General features: G+C 42.9%; 14 protein-coding genes. 8 read left to right on the top strand and 6 right to left on the bottom strand.

Features of this window, described 5'->3' with window-relative positions; translation table 11 throughout:
* Positions 1 to 22: 22 nt before the first annotated feature.
* Positions 23 to 2,875 (top strand): DNA gyrase/topoisomerase IV subunit A, encoded by a 2,853-nt coding sequence (locus HOP08_00435; GenBank protein ID NOT73361.1) that lies wholly within the window; start codon positions 23 to 25, stop codon positions 2,873 to 2,875.
* Between the two features lie 133 nt (positions 2,876 to 3,008).
* The gene (locus HOP08_00430; GenBank protein ID NOT73360.1) at positions 3,009 to 3,674 is read left to right on the top strand and encodes an OmpA family protein; all 666 of its coding nucleotides are present in this window, start codon (positions 3,009 to 3,011) and stop codon (positions 3,672 to 3,674) included.
* A 69-nt stretch (positions 3,675 to 3,743) separates the two neighbouring features.
* Here the strand turns inward: HOP08_00430 and HOP08_00425 are convergent, their stop codons facing one another.
* The 4 genes from HOP08_00425 to HOP08_00410 all read right to left on the bottom strand — a co-directional run bounded on the left by HOP08_00425 (position 3,744) and on the right by HOP08_00410 (position 10,772).
* On the bottom strand, positions 3,744 to 6,614 hold the full coding sequence (locus HOP08_00425) for an insulinase family protein (GenBank protein NOT73359.1): 2,871 nt from the start codon (positions 6,612 to 6,614) through the stop codon (positions 3,744 to 3,746).
* 179 nt (positions 6,615 to 6,793) lie between these two features.
* Positions 6,794 to 8,101, bottom strand: coding sequence for a TolC family protein (locus HOP08_00420; GenBank protein NOT73358.1), 1,308 nt, complete (start codon positions 8,099 to 8,101; stop codon positions 6,794 to 6,796).
* 16 nt (positions 8,102 to 8,117) lie between these two features.
* Positions 8,118 to 9,683, bottom strand: a complete 1,566-nt coding sequence (locus tag HOP08_00415; protein NOT73357.1) for a DHA2 family efflux MFS transporter permease subunit — start codon at positions 9,681 to 9,683, stop codon at positions 8,118 to 8,120.
* Positions 9,684 to 9,728: 45 nt separating this feature from the next.
* A complete protein-coding gene (locus HOP08_00410) occupies positions 9,729 to 10,772 on the bottom strand; it encodes an HlyD family secretion protein (protein NOT73356.1) in 1,044 nt (347 codons plus the stop codon).
* A gap of 97 nt (positions 10,773 to 10,869) precedes the next feature.
* On the opposite strand from HOP08_00410, the gene HOP08_00405 reads away from it, so the two are divergent.
* Positions 10,870 to 11,361, top strand: a complete 492-nt coding sequence (locus HOP08_00405; GenBank protein ID NOT73355.1) for a MarR family transcriptional regulator — start codon at positions 10,870 to 10,872, stop codon at positions 11,359 to 11,361.
* Here HOP08_00405 and HOP08_00400 read toward each other — a convergent pair.
* Positions 11,358 to 11,735, bottom strand: coding sequence for a hypothetical protein (locus HOP08_00400; GenBank protein NOT73354.1), 378 nt, complete (start codon positions 11,733 to 11,735; stop codon positions 11,358 to 11,360). The two genes, HOP08_00405 and HOP08_00400, sit on opposite strands and share 4 nt — an antisense overlap.
* A gap of 36 nt (positions 11,736 to 11,771) precedes the next feature.
* Between HOP08_00400 and HOP08_00395 the strand changes: the two genes are divergently transcribed.
* From HOP08_00395 to HOP08_00375, 5 genes are read left to right on the top strand one after another with little or no spacing between them, the layout of a single operon-like run.
* Positions 11,772 to 12,983 carry a DegT/DnrJ/EryC1/StrS family aminotransferase gene (locus HOP08_00395; GenBank protein ID NOT73353.1) on the top strand — a complete coding sequence of 404 codons (1,212 nt, stop codon included), beginning with the start codon at positions 11,772 to 11,774 and terminating at the stop codon, positions 12,981 to 12,983.
* The gene (locus HOP08_00390; protein NOT73352.1) at positions 12,976 to 14,055 is read left to right on the top strand and encodes an iron-containing alcohol dehydrogenase; all 1,080 of its coding nucleotides are present in this window, start codon (positions 12,976 to 12,978) and stop codon (positions 14,053 to 14,055) included. The genes HOP08_00395 and HOP08_00390 overlap by 8 nt, the downstream gene beginning before the upstream one ends.
* Before the next feature lie 9 nt (positions 14,056 to 14,064).
* Positions 14,065 to 14,916: a 3-deoxy-8-phosphooctulonate synthase gene (gene kdsA, locus HOP08_00385; GenBank protein ID NOT73351.1), complete on the top strand. Its 852-nt coding sequence runs from the start codon at positions 14,065 to 14,067 to the stop codon at positions 14,914 to 14,916.
* Between the two features lie 30 nt (positions 14,917 to 14,946).
* Entirely contained in the window at positions 14,947 to 15,957 is a 1,011-nt protein-coding gene (locus HOP08_00380) for a CBS domain-containing protein (GenBank protein ID NOT73350.1), read from the top strand.
* On the top strand, positions 15,954 to 16,631 hold the full coding sequence (locus HOP08_00375) for a phosphatase (GenBank protein NOT73349.1): 678 nt from the start codon (positions 15,954 to 15,956) through the stop codon (positions 16,629 to 16,631). The genes HOP08_00380 and HOP08_00375 overlap by 4 nt, the downstream gene beginning before the upstream one ends.
* Before the next feature lie 37 nt (positions 16,632 to 16,668).
* Here HOP08_00375 and HOP08_00370 read toward each other — a convergent pair whose 3' ends face one another.
* On the bottom strand, positions 16,669 to 17,154 hold the full coding sequence (locus HOP08_00370) for a hypothetical protein (GenBank protein ID NOT73348.1): 486 nt from the start codon (positions 17,152 to 17,154) through the stop codon (positions 16,669 to 16,671).
* Positions 17,155 to 17,166 lie beyond the last annotated feature (12 nt).

The following is a 17,166-nucleotide window of genomic DNA, read 5'->3' as shown; positions in this document are numbered from 1 at the left end:
ATATAAAGAGTCAGAACTTAATATGAGTAAGAAGAAAGCTTCAAAAGCAAAGGGTAGCGAAAAGAGTGAAGACGTTGTTCACGAGCTCATCTCCATCGATGGTCTTTACGAAAACTGGTTTCTCGATTACGCATCGTATGTGATCCTGGAGCGCGCTGTTCCCCGCATCGAAGATGGATTGAAACCAGTGCAGCGTAGAATTGCACATTCACTGAAGGAAATGGATGACGGTCGCTTTAATAAGGTGGCAAACGTCATTGGAAATACGATGCAATATCACCCTCATGGTGATGCTGCTATTGGAGAAGCCATCGTCAACATTGGCCAGAAAGATCTTTTAATTGATACCCAGGGTAACTGGGGTGATGTTCGAACTGGTGATAGCGCTGCTGCACCTCGTTATATCGAAGCACGCCCATCCAAATTCGCATTGGATGTTGTCTACAATCCACAAACTACAGAGTGGCAATTGTCATACGACGGTCGGAAGAAAGAGCCAGTGACTTTGCCTGTAAAATTCCCGCTCTTGTTAGCGCAGGGAGTAGAGGGTATTGCTGTTGGATTGTCTACAAAGATCCTCCCTCACAATTTCTGTGAGTTGATAAAGGCATCTATTGATATTTTGAAAGGAAAGAGCGCCAAGATTTATCCGGACTTTCTTACAGGTGGTATTGCAGATTTTTCTGAATACGATCAGGGATTGCGTGGAGGTAAAATCAAGGTAAGGGCTAAGATTGAAATACTTGATAAAAAGGCCCTGGTTATCAAGGAGATACCTTTCGGAACTACTACCACTTCTTTGATGGAATCTATCGTCAAGGCAAGTGAAAAAGGAAAGATCAAGGTCAAACAGGTGGTTGATAATACAGCCAAGGATGTTGAGATCATGATCCATCTTCAGCCTGGCCTGTCACCTGAAATTGCAATTGATGCTTTGTATGCTTTCACAGATTGTGAAGTTTCTATTTCGCCGAATGCGTGTGTGATCGTCAAGGACAAGCCAATGTTCATGAAGGTCAGTGATATTCTTAAATATAACACTGAGCACACTGTAAGGCTCCTTAAGCAGGAACTGGAGATACGAAAGGCAGAGTTGATGGAGAAAATCCTCTTCTCTTCTCTTGAGAAAATATTTATTGAGAACAGGATCTACCGTGATATCGAGCAATGCGAAACATTTGAAGATGTTATCAAGACGGTCGATAAGGGTTTAAAGCCATTCAAGAAGCAGTTTTACCGTGAGATCACACGCGATGATATCCTTCGTCTTCTGGAGATCAGAATCAAGCGTATTTCCAAGTACGATGCCTTCAAGGCGGATGAGCTTCTGAAAGATCTCGAAAAGGAATTAAAGCAGGTTATTCATAACCTGAAGCACCTTACGGAATTTGCGATCGCTTACTACCAGAATCTCCTGGATAAGTACGGTAAAGGACGCGAGCGGAAGACCGAGATAAAGAGCTTCCAGTCTGTAACAGCCACCGACGTAATCGCAAACAATCAGAAGCTCTATGTGAACCGTGAAGACGGCTTTATTGGGTGGGGATTGAAGCGTGATGAGTTCATCGCCGACTGTTCGGAGCTTGATGACATCATTGCAATCCGCAGAGACGGCAAGGCCGTTGTGAAGCGTATTTCAGAGAAAGTTTACATGGGTAAGGATATTATGTACGTTGGAATCTGGAAAAAAGGTGACGAACGCATGGTCTATAACCTTATCTACAGCGATGGCAAGAGCGGGAAAGCATTCGCCAAGAGATTCTCCATGCCAGCCATCATCCGGGATAAGGAATACAACCTGGATCAGGGTAATCCTAACAGCAAAGTCCAGTACCTCAGCGCCAATCCAAATGGAGATGCTGAAGTCGTGGAGGTGAAACTTAGCCAATCGAGTACAGCGCGCAAGAAGGTCTTTGATTTTGACTTCTCAGAGCTTGAGATCAAGGGACGTGGAGCGAGGGGGAATACCATCACTAAATATCCTGTTCGCAAGGTAGACTTCAAGGAGGCAAAAGGTTCAACGCTCAGTGGGCTTGATCTTTGGTTCGATGAGGCCTCTGGCAGACTGAATAAGGAAAAGCGTGGCAAGCATGTTGGGAAATTTGACGGAGATGATCAGATACTGGCGATTACCAAGAGTGGATCGTACAAGATCACTTCATATGATCTCAGCAACCGCTATGAGCCAGAGAAGACCATCCTTGTTGAGAAGCTTAATCCTAAGAAAGCAATATCAGCAGTATACATTGATGGAGAGAGCAAGCAGTATTTTGTAAAGCGCTTCCAGATTGAGACCAATACAACCGATAAAGAGTTTGGATTTATCTCTGAAGGCATCGGTTCGCGATTGGAGTTTGTTACCACTTCTGACTCTCCTGAGATAGAAGTTGAGCTTGTGAAGGGAAAAGGTAAAGACAAAGAAACTGAGGTAGTTAACCTTGAAGACATCATTGATGTTAAAGGTTGGAAGGCACTCGGCAACCGACTTTCTCAGCATAAGGTTACTAAAGTGAGACCGGTTGAGGATCCGGAAGATTCTGGTCTCGAAGAAGGAGACGACGACAATGAGTTGGTGGCGACTGAATCCGGAAAGGATTCTCAGTCGTCAAAAAAAAAATCGGAAACAGATCCAGCCAGCGAAAAGGAAAGTCAGCCGGACCTCTTCGCCCAGCCAAAAAAACCAGCGCAAAAGCTCCAGCCAAGGGATCAAAGCCAGCCAAAAAAGCAAAAGCCGGAGCAAGCAAGCCTCTTCGGGGAAAAGCCAGAAAAAGATGAAAAAGAAGTAAAGATTCAGAAACCCCTGAAGCCTAAGACACCTAAGGAAAGCAAGTCGGGTGTTTTCACTGCAGGCCAGACGATTGAGTTGGATCTTTGATCATTTAATCAAAATATATACAAGCCCACGGTTATGAATCGTGGGCTTTTCATTATCGTTTCTTCCATCAACGCTTTTCAGCTCTGACCACCGGCCCAAAATTTGCTACTTTTGATTTCATAGACCCAACACTATGAAGCTTTTCCCGATCATTCTTATATCAGTCATTTCATTCAGCGTCTCAGCTCAGCAAAAGGAGATCACCGCCAGGGGCAAGATCATGGATGCAATCACAAAGAAGGGAATCAAGGCGAAGATATTTTACAAAAGCTATCCAACAGGAAGTCTGACAGGTCGTTTCAATGATAGTACCTTCTCTTTTCCAATCTTCGGATCATCCAAATATCAGATCACTGCTGACGCAGAGGGATATATCTCTGGTACAGCGCTCGTTGATCCAAAGGATATTGATTTAAATAATAATGTAGTCCGCGACATTGTGCTGACCAAGAAGGGTGAGACAATTGTATTGGATCATCTAATCTTTGAACAGGGTAAGGCAATCATTAATCCTAAGTCGTTTCCAGGCCTTGATGAAGTGGTGGTCATGATGAAAGACAATTCCAAACTGGAGATCCAACTGGAAGGGCATACAGACAATCAGGGTAATCCCAAGAAGAATATGGAACTTTCACAGGAACGTGTTGACAATGTTAAGAAATACATTGTCTCAAAAGGCGTTGCCAAGGATCGAGTAAAGACCAAAGCTTTTGGTGGAACGAAACCTATTTTAAATGCAAATACTCCCGAAGCGCGTGCTCTCAACCGACGCGTTGAAATGAGAATATTGAAAGATTAGGACTGCACTGAAACAAAAAAATCCACCCCGTTATCAGGGTGGATTTTTTATTGATCAAAAACTCAAATTCTATTTTGGCTGAGGAAGCTTGACTTCAGCAGCACCTTTCACCTTACCATTAACATCCAGTTCGATGATCTCATATCCAAGCTTCTGAAGACCTGGAAGGATCTTTGCCTTATCACCTACGAGAAGAATATTCATCTTCTCAGCCTTGATCCACTTCGAAGCATTCTTATTCACTTCTGCTTTTGTCATAGAAGCAAGAATCTTGTTCTGCTGGTCAACGAAGTCAGAAGGTAGATTATAGTCCTGAATGCGTTTGATGAAGCCAGCTTTTTGGAAACCGGTTTCATATCTCAACGCATCGCTTTGACCCAAAGCACTTTTTGTGAACTTCAGCTCATCATCTGAAATGCCATTCTTTGCATAATTGTTTAACTCCTTCATGACCTCTACCAAAGCACTGTCCGTTGCATTGGCACGAATACCTGAGCTAAAAGAATAGGATCCGGCATATTTGTCGGCTGTGAACCCGGCACGTGCACCATATGTCCAACCCTTGTCTTCACGAAGATTGATGTTCACACGGCTGTTAAAAGCACCTCCTAGAGGATAATTCATCAGGATAGCGCGGTAATAATCACCAGTGGCATCATACTTCAGTCCTGTTACATATCCTACCCTGAATTCTGTCTGAGCAGCCTTAGGGACGTCAATGAGATAAATGCGGTTCTTGTCGATAACTGGTGCACTTACTACAGCGGGCATTGGAATATCCTTGGAAGGAAGCTTTGTCAAAAAGCTCAACTTACCAACGATCTCAGCCTGAGTGATGTTACCCACCACTACAACTTTTGCTCCTTTTGAAGAGATGAATTTATCGTAGTAAAGCTCAACATCTTTTAGCGTAAGATTCTTCACAGTGTACTCAGTACCAACATCTGGCATACCTAGTATATTGGCACTTCCGTAATTCAATTTTGAGAACACATCGGATGCGATAACAGCAGGTTGTGATTTTCTCTGCTTAAATCCTTCCATAGTTTGTTTCTGAATTCTGCTGAATGCTTCCTGCGTGAACTTAGGAGCTAAAATTCTCTCCTCTACTAGCTGTAATGTCTTGTCTACATTCTTCTTGAGCGTCTGTACATTGATGGTAATGGCATCAAGTTCGCTATTGATGTTGACAGAACTTCCCAGCTTTTGCAATTCAAACTGGATCTGTTCAGCAGTATGGGTTTTGGTGTCCTCATTCATCATGATGGCGAAGATTCTAGCCAATCCAACTCTTGATGTATCCTGTGCTTCAAGTAAATGTCCGCCAGCCAATGAAATAGAAATCGTCACAAGAGGAAGCTCATTGCTCTCAGTGCCAATTACATTTATGCCATTGTCCAATGTTTTCTTCCAGAAAGCAGGAACCTTCACAACAGGATTTCCACCTGAAGCAGGCATATCCTTGCGACTGAAAGAATCTTTTGGTTTGGAATATAAGAGGCCTGAATAACCATAATCGGGAGCCATATAATTCGCACTATTAACGGTGTAGTTTGCTGGTGCGGCAACGTTTGCTTCCTGCCCTTTAATCACGATGCTGAGGATAACGGCCGGCTTTCCTTTGATGTACTGATTATACACACGCATTACATCTTCTTTCTTCACATTGGCATAGCTTGCAAGCTCGACACCGATCATGTTTGGATTTCCTGTGTAAGTCTGGTATGCTGCAAGCTGTGTAGCTTTTCCTGCAACGCTCTGTAATCCATTAATGAATTGTGACTCAACAGATCCTTTGAATTTTTCGATATCATCATCTGTAACACCACGTGCTTCAAATGCCTTAAGAGCGTCATCCAACAACTTTTTAGAAGAGGCAAGAGATACTCCCGGAGCAGGAGTGATGCCCATGCGGAATTCTCCTGAAAGCTCACTTGTCTGATTGAAAGCATTGGCATTCAAGGCCTTCTGATCCTTAACGATTTGCTGATAGAACACAGAATTTTTTCCCTGACCGATTACTTCGGCAAGACAATCCAATGCTGCTTCATCAGGGTGATAGCTTGGAACAGTTGGGAATGTGTATGAAAGTTGTGGAAGTCTTGCATAGTTATCAACCAGCGTTACGTAGCGATCAGCTTCAAGAACCGGTGCGGCCAACTTCATGTTCTTAACTTCTGGTCCACGAGGAATAGAACCAAAGTATTTTTCGGTTAGCTTAACAACATCGGCAGTTTTTACATCACCACCAATGGTAAGTGTAGCGTTGTTAGGTCCATACCAACGGAGGAAGAAATTCTTCAGGTCATTTACATTGACACGATTCAGATCTTCAATGTATCCGATGGTCAGCCAGGAGTAAGGATGACCATAAGGATAAAGTGCTTTTGAAGTCATTTCGCCAGCCAATCCATAAGGACGATTGTCATAATTCTGGCCACGTTCATTCTTTACAGTCTCGCGCTGAATTTCAAATTTCTTCTGTGTAACGGCATCCAAAAGAAAACCCATGCGATCAGCTTCAAGCCAAAGCATTTTTTCAAGCTGGTTGCTTGGAACTGTTTCATAGTAGTTGGTGCGGTCGCGGCTGGTAGAACCGTTCAAAGTTCCGCCGGACTCTGTTATGATTTTGAAATGTTGTTCATCACCCACGTTATCGCTTCCCTGAAACATCATGTGTTCAAAGAAGTGAGCAAATCCTGATTTTCCGATCTCTTCACGTGCAGAGCCCACATGATATGTGATGTCTACGTGAACTACGGGATCACTATGATCTTCTGTTACAACTAATGTAAGTCCATTAGGTAAAACATACTTTTCATAGGGAATTACGATCTCATTTCCCTTTTGCGTTACTTTTTCTACCAGTTTGGTTTGTGCCATCACGGCGGTGCCAAACCCAAGCAGAAAAACAATCTGAATGATACTGATTTTTTTCATGTGTGGATTATTGGTTTAAAACCTCATGTGTGAAGGGACGACTGCCCCTTTGAGGCGATTTTGGCGTGAAAGATAAATCTATTCCCCATTAGTGCAAATGAGGATTACATGGGCAGCTGGAATATCAATACGATAGCTGCCTTAATTAATAAAATGAAATCCCTTTGTAGGAGGAGAAATTACCAGTAAGTAATTCCCATCAATCTTGCCAGTTCAACTTTTGCCAACGTCAATTGATAAGTGTATTGCAATTTGAACAATACTGCCTGATGAAGATTGGTCTGGGAATTCAATAACTCAACATAAGTAATGGTTCCATTTCTGAATCTCGATTTTGCGAGCTGTAAGGCACGGCTTGCTTGTGCAATCTGACTTTCAGTATTCTTCAACCGGTCAGTACTTGCCTGGACATCCGCTAATGCCTGACCCATGTCACGTTTAACTGCTGACTCTGTAGAACTGGCCGCAAACTGATTTGATAGTAAGGTGCTTTGTGAAATTTTAACCTGACTGCGATTACGATTTCCATTGTAAATTGGGATTGAAAGCCCGGCACCTATCAGATAGTTAAAGCGTGTTTGTGAAATATCAGGCTGGTATCCGTTCTTAAAACCAACAGAGCCATTCAGATTTAATAGGGGCATAAAATTCTTGCGATTCAACGCCAGATCTTCTTCAGCAGACATGATTCTTTTTTTGCTTAGGAGAATTTCCTTGTTATTCAGTTTTGCAATTGACATTAAAGAATCTTCTGATGTTGCTCCTAATAAGAAGTCAAGCTTTGTATTTGTAACGATGGTTGCGTTTCCTTCACCAGTTGTATAGGCGAGGAGATTATACTGACGCTGCAATTGATTTTGAAGATCTACTTTTCTGTTTCCGGCCTGATCAATATTTGATTGAGCCGTGAGAGCATCGAATTCCAGCGCATCACCACGTTTGATCTTATTATCAATAAGCCTTTTGTACTCTGTAAAATATTGAATGACAGAATCCTGAACGGCAATGGATTGTTCCAGGTAAATGATGCTGTAATAAGTGCCTGCAACCTGAGAAGCAAGTGTTGCCTTGTTCAGTTCCAGATTATCCTGAGCAATCAGAATATCAATTTTTGATTTACCCAGACTGTGTTTTGCCCGCCCGAAATCATAGAGCAATTGATTGACGGCAATATTACCATTTTGATTTCCGTAAGGCTGAGTTTGAATTTCCTGAACTGTTCCCGGACCGGTAGGGATATTAATAATTGATACCGGATTGAGATAACTGTAGGTTGCATTACCAGTCACTACAGGACGATAGTTGGCTCTTGTAATATCTTCTCTGGCATTGCCAATGGCCACCTGCTGTTCCAGTTCTTTCAAACGAGGAAAGAAAGCAAATGACTTTTGAATCAACGCTTTCAACTCAGGATCGGTGTCCTGTGCAAAAGTAACCTGCGCTGATATGATTAATGATAATGCAAGTATGAGTTTCAGACTTTTCATAATACGTTCTGATTTTTTAGTGAGCAGACTCTGACACTGCTTTCATTGTAGCGGCGTCCGTCTTTTTTGTTTTTAACATGAGAATAAAAGGAGAGGCGACAATGAAGAATATGCTGATCAACAGAAATCCATCAAGATAGCTTTGCATGTAACTTTGTTTTGTTACGGCTCCGTCGATGGCTCGTAGCGCCACTTCATTTGCCACCAGCGGATTGATGCCATTCGCGATGGCGCCTTGTGTTGACTGTGTAAGTCGTTGTGCAAACTCAGGATCTACACTGTCTAAATTGGAAACCAGATCCGTCCTGTGAACCCAGTATCTCGTATTTACATAGGTGTTCATGATCGCGATACCAAAGGCACCACCCAGTTGACGGATCATATTCGTCATAGACATTGCATATGGAATTTCTTTGGGTGTCAAGCCAACGACTGCCTGATTGATCAATGGAACCGTGAGCATTGCAGTTCCCATTCCGCGAAAGATCTGTGGCAAAGTGAAGAAACTGTTTCCAACTTCAGGAGTTGCAAGGGATGCTGTGTATCCGTGAAGGATAAAGAATATAAATCCGAGTACAACGAATATCAGCGGTGGTACACCTCCCTGAATCGATCGACCAATGATGGGCATTATAAAGATTGCCACCAAAGCTCCGGGCACCAATCCCATTCCAGCATCTGTGGGAGTGAAGCCAAGGACCCGCTGGACAAGAACAGGAAAGATGAAAATGGAACCAAACATTCCAAACCCGACAACAAAGGTTAGAATATTGCTTGCTGCGAGATTTCGCTCTTTTAATATGCTCAGGTCAATAACAGGCGTTTTGGTATGAAATTCCCACAAAACGAAACCAACAAGACCTATAAAGGCAACTACGGTCAGCACAATAATGAGACTTGAATCAAACCAATCTTCGCTGGTCCCCTTTTCCAATACATACTGAAGTGCACCGATACCGGTGGCCAGCATAAGGATGCCAGGATAATCGATCTTTATTGATTTTCGATCAATGGAAAGTTCCTCAGGTTTCTTCTCCACGAAAGTGTACGTCAGGAATGCGGCAACGATACCAATCGGGATGTTGATGGTGAAGATCAATGGCCAGGAATAGTTGTCAATGATATGACCACCCAGTATAGGGCCGATGGTAGGGCCAACAACAATTCCCATTCCGAAGAGTGCTGATGCCATGGGACGTTTTGGAGGATCGAATGTGTCGAACAGAATAGCTTGAGAAGTTGAGAGCAATGCTCCGCCTCCAATACCTTGAATGAAACGAGCAATAACAAGCGTTGTCAGGTCGGGCGCATTACCACACAGCCAGGATGCAAAGGTGAAGATGATGATGGAGACGAGGTAATAGTTCTTTCTTCCAAAGTAACGAGCTAAGAATCCCGTCATCGGAATGATGATTACGTTAGCAATAGCGTATGCAGTAATAACCCATGAAGTGTCTTCAATGGTAGCGCCAAGATTACCACTGATCTGAGCCAGTGCCACGTTGATGATCGATGTGTCGATCAACTCCATGATTGCAGCCGTGATCACTGTAATAACTATAATGGCTTTTCGAAAATCCATGCCGGATGTTGATTTATCTTACTTTGTTGTCAAGAGTTTTGTCAACTAGTTAACTTTTACCTCTGCTGTCAGACTAAGACCAGAGCGTAATGCGGCTTTGTAATCCTTAAGATTTTCAATTTCGATTTTCACGGGCACTCGTTGAGTGATCTTTACAAAATTGCCGGTTGAATTATCGGGTGGGAGCAAGGCAACTTTTGCCCCGGTAGCTTCACTCATACTTGCAACCTTACCTTTGATCTTGAGATCAGGATATCCGTCGAGCTCGATATTAGCCTCCTGACCTTCTTTCATTTTTTCAAGCTGAGTTTCTTTGAAATTGGCAATTACCCAGAAGTTTTCACTGTTGATGATCGTGAAGAGTGTTTGTCCCGGTTGAACATATTGTCCTTTATCAATACCTCTTCTTCCGATCTTTCCGGTAGCAGGAGCATAGATCTTAGTAAATGATAGTTTTAATCTGGCTTGGTCGACCAGTGACTTACGTGTTTCTATTTGTGCCTGTGATTTCTGGATCTGGGCATTGGCCGTTCTGATCTGCGCCTGGGCAGTTCCAACCTGGTCCACATTATAATTATAAATACGTTGCGCCACGAGCTGATTTGATTTAGAATCATCCAGCTGTTTGGTGGTGATGGAACCATCTTCAAAAAGAGCCTGATCCCGCTTCATATCTTCACGCGATTTGTCCAATCGGGCCTTTTGGACCTCAAGGTTTGATTTTGCCAGTTCAAGACTGCGGAGAGCGTTCTCAAGGCCAGCTTTGGAATTCTCCAGGTCTGCATTTGCTGATTGCTGATCAGCTTCGGCTTGCTGCAACGCTATCTTATATTCACGATCGTCAATTACCAATAGGAGCTGACCAGCCGTTACCGTGCCATAGTCTTTAACAGATACAGAATCGATGTATCCTGCTACACGTGCAAGTACGGGTAGGTTGGTTGCTTCGATGCTGGCATTATCAGTACTCTCGTAATGTCTGCTGTGTAGCCAGCTTTTAATGCCGATGAATGCAGCTGTGAGCACCACGATACCAATGATAACGAGTGCGGGATTAAATTTCTTCTTGGGTTTTTCCTGAGTTTCCATAGTGTAGAATGAAGGGACAAAAGTAAACCTAGTTGACTATCTTGTCAACTTAATTGACTAATTATTTTTTATTTATATTTGTGGAATAAAGAAGGCTATGAAATCGGTTGAAATAGAGAAAGAGCTGGAAGAGCATCGCTTAACGCGGCACAGAAACTGGGCGAAATTGGTCAACAAGCTTAAAAAGCAATGGGACATTCGCCTGGACGAAATTCTCAGCCAGCATGGCTATACGGATTTCAAGCCTGGCTACATGCCTTTCCTCATGAACATCGACCCGGAAGGAATTACCAACAACGATCTTTCAAAGAAGTTTGCCGTATCCAAGCAGGCTACCAGCAAGATCCTGAACGAACTTATCGAACTGCGCTATATTACTGAGGAGCCACACGGTGAAGACGGAAGAAGCACAATTATTTATCTTACCGATAACGGAAAGAAGTTTGTGATTGAGGCAAAACATTGCATGCAGATAGTTCATGCTGAATACCGGAAACTGCTGGGGAAGAAGGAGTATGACAACATGATCGACAATATCATTAAGATCATCGATTACAATGAGCAGCGCACCGGTCCCGCGAGTTGCTAATCAAAATACAGATGATAGTGCAATTGGCACCTGGGATTAAATGATGAATGACATTCCGGGCATTCATGATTGCTCGAAAAGTATTCCTGTATAGTGAGCTCATGTCCGCATACTCCACATAGCACTGCTTTTGTATCCCGCTCATCTTCCTTCCATTTTTCCGGTGCATGTCCCGCCACTTCCTCATGACATTCAAAGCAGGGATAGTAGCGGTCGCAGCACTTGAATTTGATGGCAATAATATCCACCGAAGAATGATAATGAGTGCAGCGGGTTTGGTGATCGATTATTCGGCCATAAACAGCTTTTCCAGCTATAAAATCTGTGGACTTTACCGCAGTCAACCTACTTGATTTATGCCCGTTAGAATTCATTATTTCTTTATCTTTGCAGCCTTAAATATCGAAATTATGCCGGGAAGTGAGCTTTTTGGATTAGAAGAACGTAAGGAAATTGACGAAGTACTTGAAACGGGTGTCCTTTTCAGGTTTAATCATGAAGCTCAACGCAAGGACCGCTGGAAAGCGCGTGACTTTGAAAGTGAGGTAAAGAAGATCACAGGTGCCAAATTTGCGCACGCTGTATCGAGTGGATCCACTGCAGTTTCATGTGCCATGGCCGCAGCAGGTATTGGTTCAGGTGACGAGGTGATCGTTCCTCCTTTTACCTACATCGCATCGGTAGAGGCAGTCCTCTTCGGTGGTGGAATTCCAGTCTTTGCTGAGATCGATGAGACTCTTTGCCTTAGTGCAGAAGGCATTCGTAAGGCAATTACTCCAAAGACCAAGGCTGTCATGCTCGTTCACATGTGCGGACAGATGGCCAACATGGATGAGATCTTAAAAGTTGTTAAAGAACATAACCTTGTACTGATTGAAGACGCAGGTCAGGCTTTCAGTGCATCCTATAAAGGAACACAGGTTGGAATGTTTGGAAAGACAGGATGTTACTCATTCGACTTCTTCAAAATAGCAACCGCGGGAGAAGGTGGCGTATTCGTAACCAACGATGAAAACTGTTACAAACTTGCCGACAGCTACAGTGACCATGGTCATGATCACATTGGAAGCGTTCGCGGTATGGAACAACATCCTATCCTGGGATTCAACTATCGCATCAGCGAAATTCATGCAGCGATTGGTGCAGCGCAAACCCGCAAGGTGCCTCACATCAGAACGGTTAATCGCAAGTACAAGAAGATGCTCATTGATCAGTTGAAAGGAATTCCGGGATTAACATTTACTGCGATTCCTGATGAGTCTGGAGATTCAGCAACATTCCTGAACATCCTTCTTCCTGATACCGATGCAGCAAAGCGCGTGGTAGAGAATATGACAAAAGACGGAGTCGGTGGTTTTAACTACTGGTTCACCAACATGTATCACTTCATCAATCAGTGGCAGCATTTGAAAGATCTGAAAGCAGCAGCACCGTTGCCGATCCATCACTATCAGAAGCCACAGGATTACAATAACCTTCATCTTCCAAAATCTCAGGAGGTTGTCGGTCGATTGATCTCGTTTGGTATTCGTTGCACCTGGACAGAAGCTGAAGTATCAGCTCTTGGAGGTAAAATAAGATCTGCAGTTGAAAAAGCTCTTTCGCTGAAAGCGTATGCATAAGAATTTTAAAGGGATAGAGAAAACAGTTTACGGAAGAGGGAGCTTTTCCCAGCTTGGGGAAATCGTTGAAGAGAAGCGAAATGAAAATGATCGCTTCATGCTTTATCTCGTGGATCATTATTTCAAAGGCAAAGACCTGGAGAAGAAAATCCCTGCAACATCAGCAGACATCGTAGAGTTTATCGACGTGGATCCGGAAGAACCTACAACGGTTCAGATCGATTCATTAAGAGATCGCGTTAAGAAATCAAAAGGAGTACCTGCTGCCGTCATTGGTATTGGTGGTGGAAGCATCATGGATATTGCAAAGGCAGTGTCATTGATGTTTACCAACGATGGTTCATCAACACTGTATCAGGGATTAAACCTTATTAAGAAACCGGGAATCTATCACATCGGTGTTCCGACTATTTCAGGAACAGGAGCAGAGGTTTCCATGACTGCTGTTCTTACAGGACCTGAGAAGAAACTGGGATTGAAGTGTGAATGGACCGTTTTTAATCAAGTTGTGCTGGATCCCGACCTCATCGCAAGCGTACCGCGCGACAAGTGGTTCTACACCGGAATGGACACCTACATTCATTGCATTGAATCGCGCGACGGAATATTGAACAACGCTTACAGCACTGCATATGGTGAGCAATCGCTGCAGCTTTGCCGTGAGATTTATTTAGGTGAGAAGTCAGGACAGACGAAAGAGAATGATGATAAGCTGATGGTTGCATCCTTAATGGGTGGCCTCAGTCTTACTTATTCAGAGGTAGGTGTAGTACATGCAATGTCTTACGGACTTTCCAAGATTCTTGGTGAAAAGCATTGCTATGCTAATTGTGTAGCATTCCAACATCTGGGAGATTATTATCCTGAAGGAGTAAAAGAGTTCAATGAAATGATCCGCAAGCATAAGATCACGTTGCCGACAGGATTAGCAAAGAACTGGAGTGAAGAGACAATCACTGCAATGGCAAATGTTTCCATAAAGCTTGAGCATATGTGGAATCATGCGATTGGAATAGATTGGAAAAGCAAGGTTACACTTGATACGATAAAAGATTTATTCAGGAGACTTTAAATTTAAAATATGAACAAGAAAATAGTGAAGGTTGGAAATATTTCATGCGGTACGAAAGATCTGTTCCTGATCTCAGGACCTTGCGTGATTGAAGATGAAATGATTATGATGAAGACTGCAGAGAAGCTCAAAGAAGTTTCTGCAAGAATGAACATTCCAATCATTTACAAGTCATCTTTCCAGAAAGACAATCGCAGTTCTGCAAAATATTATGATGGTCCTGGTCTTGACAAAGGCATTAAGATGCTTGCCAAGATCAAGGAGCAATTCGGATTCCCTTTGTTAACAGATATTCATTACCCTGATCAGGCGAAAGCTGCTGGTGAAGTAGTAGACGTCCTTCAGATCCCTGCATACCTTTGCATGCAGACAACATTAGTAGTGGCTGCCGCTAAGACGGGGCGCGTAGTGAATCTTAAGCACGGTCAGTTCCTTGCACCGGATAACATGAAGCACCCGGTTAAGAAATGTGAAGAAGCTGGCAATGACAACGTCATTCTTACGGAGCGTGGATACACTTTTGGCTACAATGATCTGATTGTGGATCCCCGCAGTTTTTATCATTTAAATAACATCGGATATCCTGTCGTATTTGATATTACGCACAGCATTCGTAAATATGGTATTCCAAGTGCTGACGCCACAGGTGGTGCGCGTGAATTCCTTCCCGTGCTCTCACGTGCAGGGGTAGCAGCAGGAGTGGATGGTGTGTTTATTGAGACCCACCCGGAGCCAGCCAAAGCATTGTGTGATGCGGCGAGCCAACTTTGTGTTTACGACCTTGAAGAATTTTTGAAACCAATTATCGACCTTCACGCAGTGGAAGTAAAATACAGGAACAAGGAAGTTGTTCTTGCCTAAACAATTAGAATAAATAACTAACTCTATATCATGGAATTATACCTCGATTCAGCAGATCTTAAAGAAATAGAAGCAGCGTTCAAGCTTGGTTTTCTGGATGGTCTCACCACCACTCCAACTTTCATGCACCGCGGCGGCGTTACCGACGTGGATTCTTTGATCGTCAAGCTAAGCAAAATGGTTCCGGTGCTTCAGATCGAAGCTTTGGGAAATACGGCTGAGGAAGTGGTTAAGGAAGCTCATCGCCAACTGAAACTGGGACTTGATCCCAAGAAAACTGTTTTCAAAATACCTGTTTCTTTGGAAGGCGTTCGTGCTTGTAAAATGCTTCGCGATCAGGATTTGCTGGTCAACGTTCACTTAGTGTATACCCTTCAGCAGGCATACATGGCAATGAAGGCCGGTGCAAGTTATGTATGTCCTCTGGTAGGAAGATTACAGGATCAGGGCCATGATGCTCTCGACCTTGTGTCACAATGCGTGTTTGCAGTGGATCACTACGGATACAATTCCAAGATCATGTTCTCTTCGGTACGTAATGCTGAACATCTTCGTAATGCGATCAGCACAGGTGTTCATACCATCACGGTGCCTTGGAAGATCATGAAGGGTCTTACTGATAATAATCTCACCACATTGGGTACTGATCAATTTATTGAACATACTCGTTTGGTGACAATGCGTGTCCGCGATGTGATCAGCGATGTGAACCCGGTTGTTAACATTAATACTGGTCTCAATGAAGCTCTTATAAAAATGACTGAATACGGATTCGGAGCCATCACACTTACAGATAACGATGGTAATGTGAAAGGTATTTTCACAGATGGAGATATGCGCCGTGCTCTTCAGAAAGATGGTACAGAAGTTTTGAAGAAGAGGATGTCAGACTTTACTTATGGAACTCCATTCTCTGTTAACCAGGACGATGCATTAACAGTTGCAAATGATATCTTTAAACAAAAACATGTTGATACTATCCTGGTGGTGGATGGTACCAAACCTGTAGGAATGATCGATATTCAGGATCTTGCTCAATGAGTCAAATCGTTTTAAAATACTTTGAAAAAGAAGGAGGGGAATTCATTTCTCCTCTTTCTGTTTTCAGCACGAAGGTTAAGAAGGTGAAAGCCATTCTTTTTGACTGGGATGGAGTATTTAATGATGGTTACAAAGCAGGGAACGAGGGTAGTTTGTTCTCAGAAGTAGATGCGATGGGGACGAACCTTATGCGGTATGCACTTTGGAGAATCAATGGAGTAGTTCCTGTTTCTGCAATCATAACGGGAGAGAACAATCCTGCCGCACTACAGTTGGCCAACCGTGAGAGCTTTCATGCTGTCTATTCAAAAGCTAAGAACAAAGCCAAAATATTTACTACATTCTGTGAGACGCATAATTTTGCACCATCCGAAGTACTATTTTTCTTTGATGATGTACTCGATCTGGAAGTAGCTCGTCAATGTGGTGCAAGAATTCTGATTGCAAGAAAGAGCAATGTGATGTTCAATCAATTTACCAAGAAGTCGGAATTTACTGATTACGCAACTACTAATGATGGTGGACACCATGCCGTACGTGAGGGCTGTGAATTAATAATAGGACTGCTCAATCAGTTTGATGAAGTTGTTAAAGAGAGAATGGTTTTTTCAGATAACTATCAGCAATATCTCGCTGATCGCAAAAAGATCGAAACCATTCACGTAGAAGGGTAATCTCTGCTTCACATCTAAATTCTCTTTTTTTTAAGAATTATCTCTGTTTTACGATCTCCACATACCGTGCCGCGGGATTGGAAGCTGGCTGATGAACATTGGAGCCATTGCATTTTACATTATCGTAGTGCGATTTATTGCTGGACTTACTGGATGAAATTTCAATAACATCTTCATCATTAGCTCTCCAGTTAATAGCAGTAGTGATGACACTGCTTTTTGTCGCAACATCTGGATTAATCCTTAAAAGTGTCCGTCCACTATTATCTTGTATAACCTGAAAATACTTCGAGGCTCCTGAATTAATCAATTCATTACGCTTTCCATTTTCGACTGAGAATAACCTGATGTCTTCAAATTTGTAGGAATTAGCAGAGGATGTTGATAGTAGATTATTCCCTCTTTGATCCAACACCATGATATCTGTTGTAAGATCTGGTATGGAAGGAGTAACATCTGATTTACAGGAAGTGATCAGGAATGCAATCAGAAATGCAGGAAGCAATTTTAAGGTTCTTTTCATATAGATCAGGTT

The organism is Cyclobacteriaceae bacterium (assembly GCA_013141055.1).
Taxonomy (GTDB): domain Bacteria; phylum Bacteroidota; class Bacteroidia; order Cytophagales; family Cyclobacteriaceae; genus ELB16-189.
The sequence above is the reverse complement of the archived record's forward strand: the minus strand, read 5'-3'. Positions and strand labels throughout refer to the sequence as shown.

What these genes read in the sequence shown, in the direction of transcription:
- HOP08_00435 (NOT73361.1), top strand. Translation starts at nt 23, where the DNA reads ATGAGTAAGAAGAAAGCTTCAAAAGCAAAGGGTAGCGAAAAGAGTGAA.
- HOP08_00430 (NOT73360.1), top strand. Translation starts at nt 3,009, where the DNA reads ATGAAGCTTTTCCCGATCATTCTTATATCAGTCATTTCATTCAGCGTC.
- HOP08_00425 (NOT73359.1), bottom strand. Translation starts at nt 6,614, where the DNA reads ATGAAAAAAATCAGTATCATTCAGATTGTTTTTCTGCTTGGGTTTGGC.
- HOP08_00420 (NOT73358.1), bottom strand. Translation starts at nt 8,101, where the DNA reads ATGAAAAGTCTGAAACTCATACTTGCATTATCATTAATCATATCAGCG.
- HOP08_00415 (NOT73357.1), bottom strand. Translation starts at nt 9,683, where the DNA reads ATGGATTTTCGAAAAGCCATTATAGTTATTACAGTGATCACGGCTGCA.
- HOP08_00410 (NOT73356.1), bottom strand. Translation starts at nt 10,772, where the DNA reads ATGGAAACTCAGGAAAAACCCAAGAAGAAATTTAATCCCGCACTCGTT.
- HOP08_00405 (NOT73355.1), top strand. Translation starts at nt 10,870, where the DNA reads ATGAAATCGGTTGAAATAGAGAAAGAGCTGGAAGAGCATCGCTTAACG.
- HOP08_00400 (NOT73354.1), bottom strand. Translation starts at nt 11,735, where the DNA reads ATGAATTCTAACGGGCATAAATCAAGTAGGTTGACTGCGGTAAAGTCC.
- HOP08_00395 (NOT73353.1), top strand. Translation starts at nt 11,772, where the DNA reads ATGCCGGGAAGTGAGCTTTTTGGATTAGAAGAACGTAAGGAAATTGAC.
- HOP08_00390 (NOT73352.1), top strand. Translation starts at nt 12,976, where the DNA reads ATGCATAAGAATTTTAAAGGGATAGAGAAAACAGTTTACGGAAGAGGG.
- kdsA (NOT73351.1), top strand. Translation starts at nt 14,065, where the DNA reads ATGAACAAGAAAATAGTGAAGGTTGGAAATATTTCATGCGGTACGAAA.
- HOP08_00380 (NOT73350.1), top strand. Translation starts at nt 14,947, where the DNA reads ATGGAATTATACCTCGATTCAGCAGATCTTAAAGAAATAGAAGCAGCG.
- HOP08_00375 (NOT73349.1), top strand. Translation starts at nt 15,954, where the DNA reads ATGAGTCAAATCGTTTTAAAATACTTTGAAAAAGAAGGAGGGGAATTC.
- HOP08_00370 (NOT73348.1), bottom strand. Translation starts at nt 17,154, where the DNA reads ATGAAAAGAACCTTAAAATTGCTTCCTGCATTTCTGATTGCATTCCTG.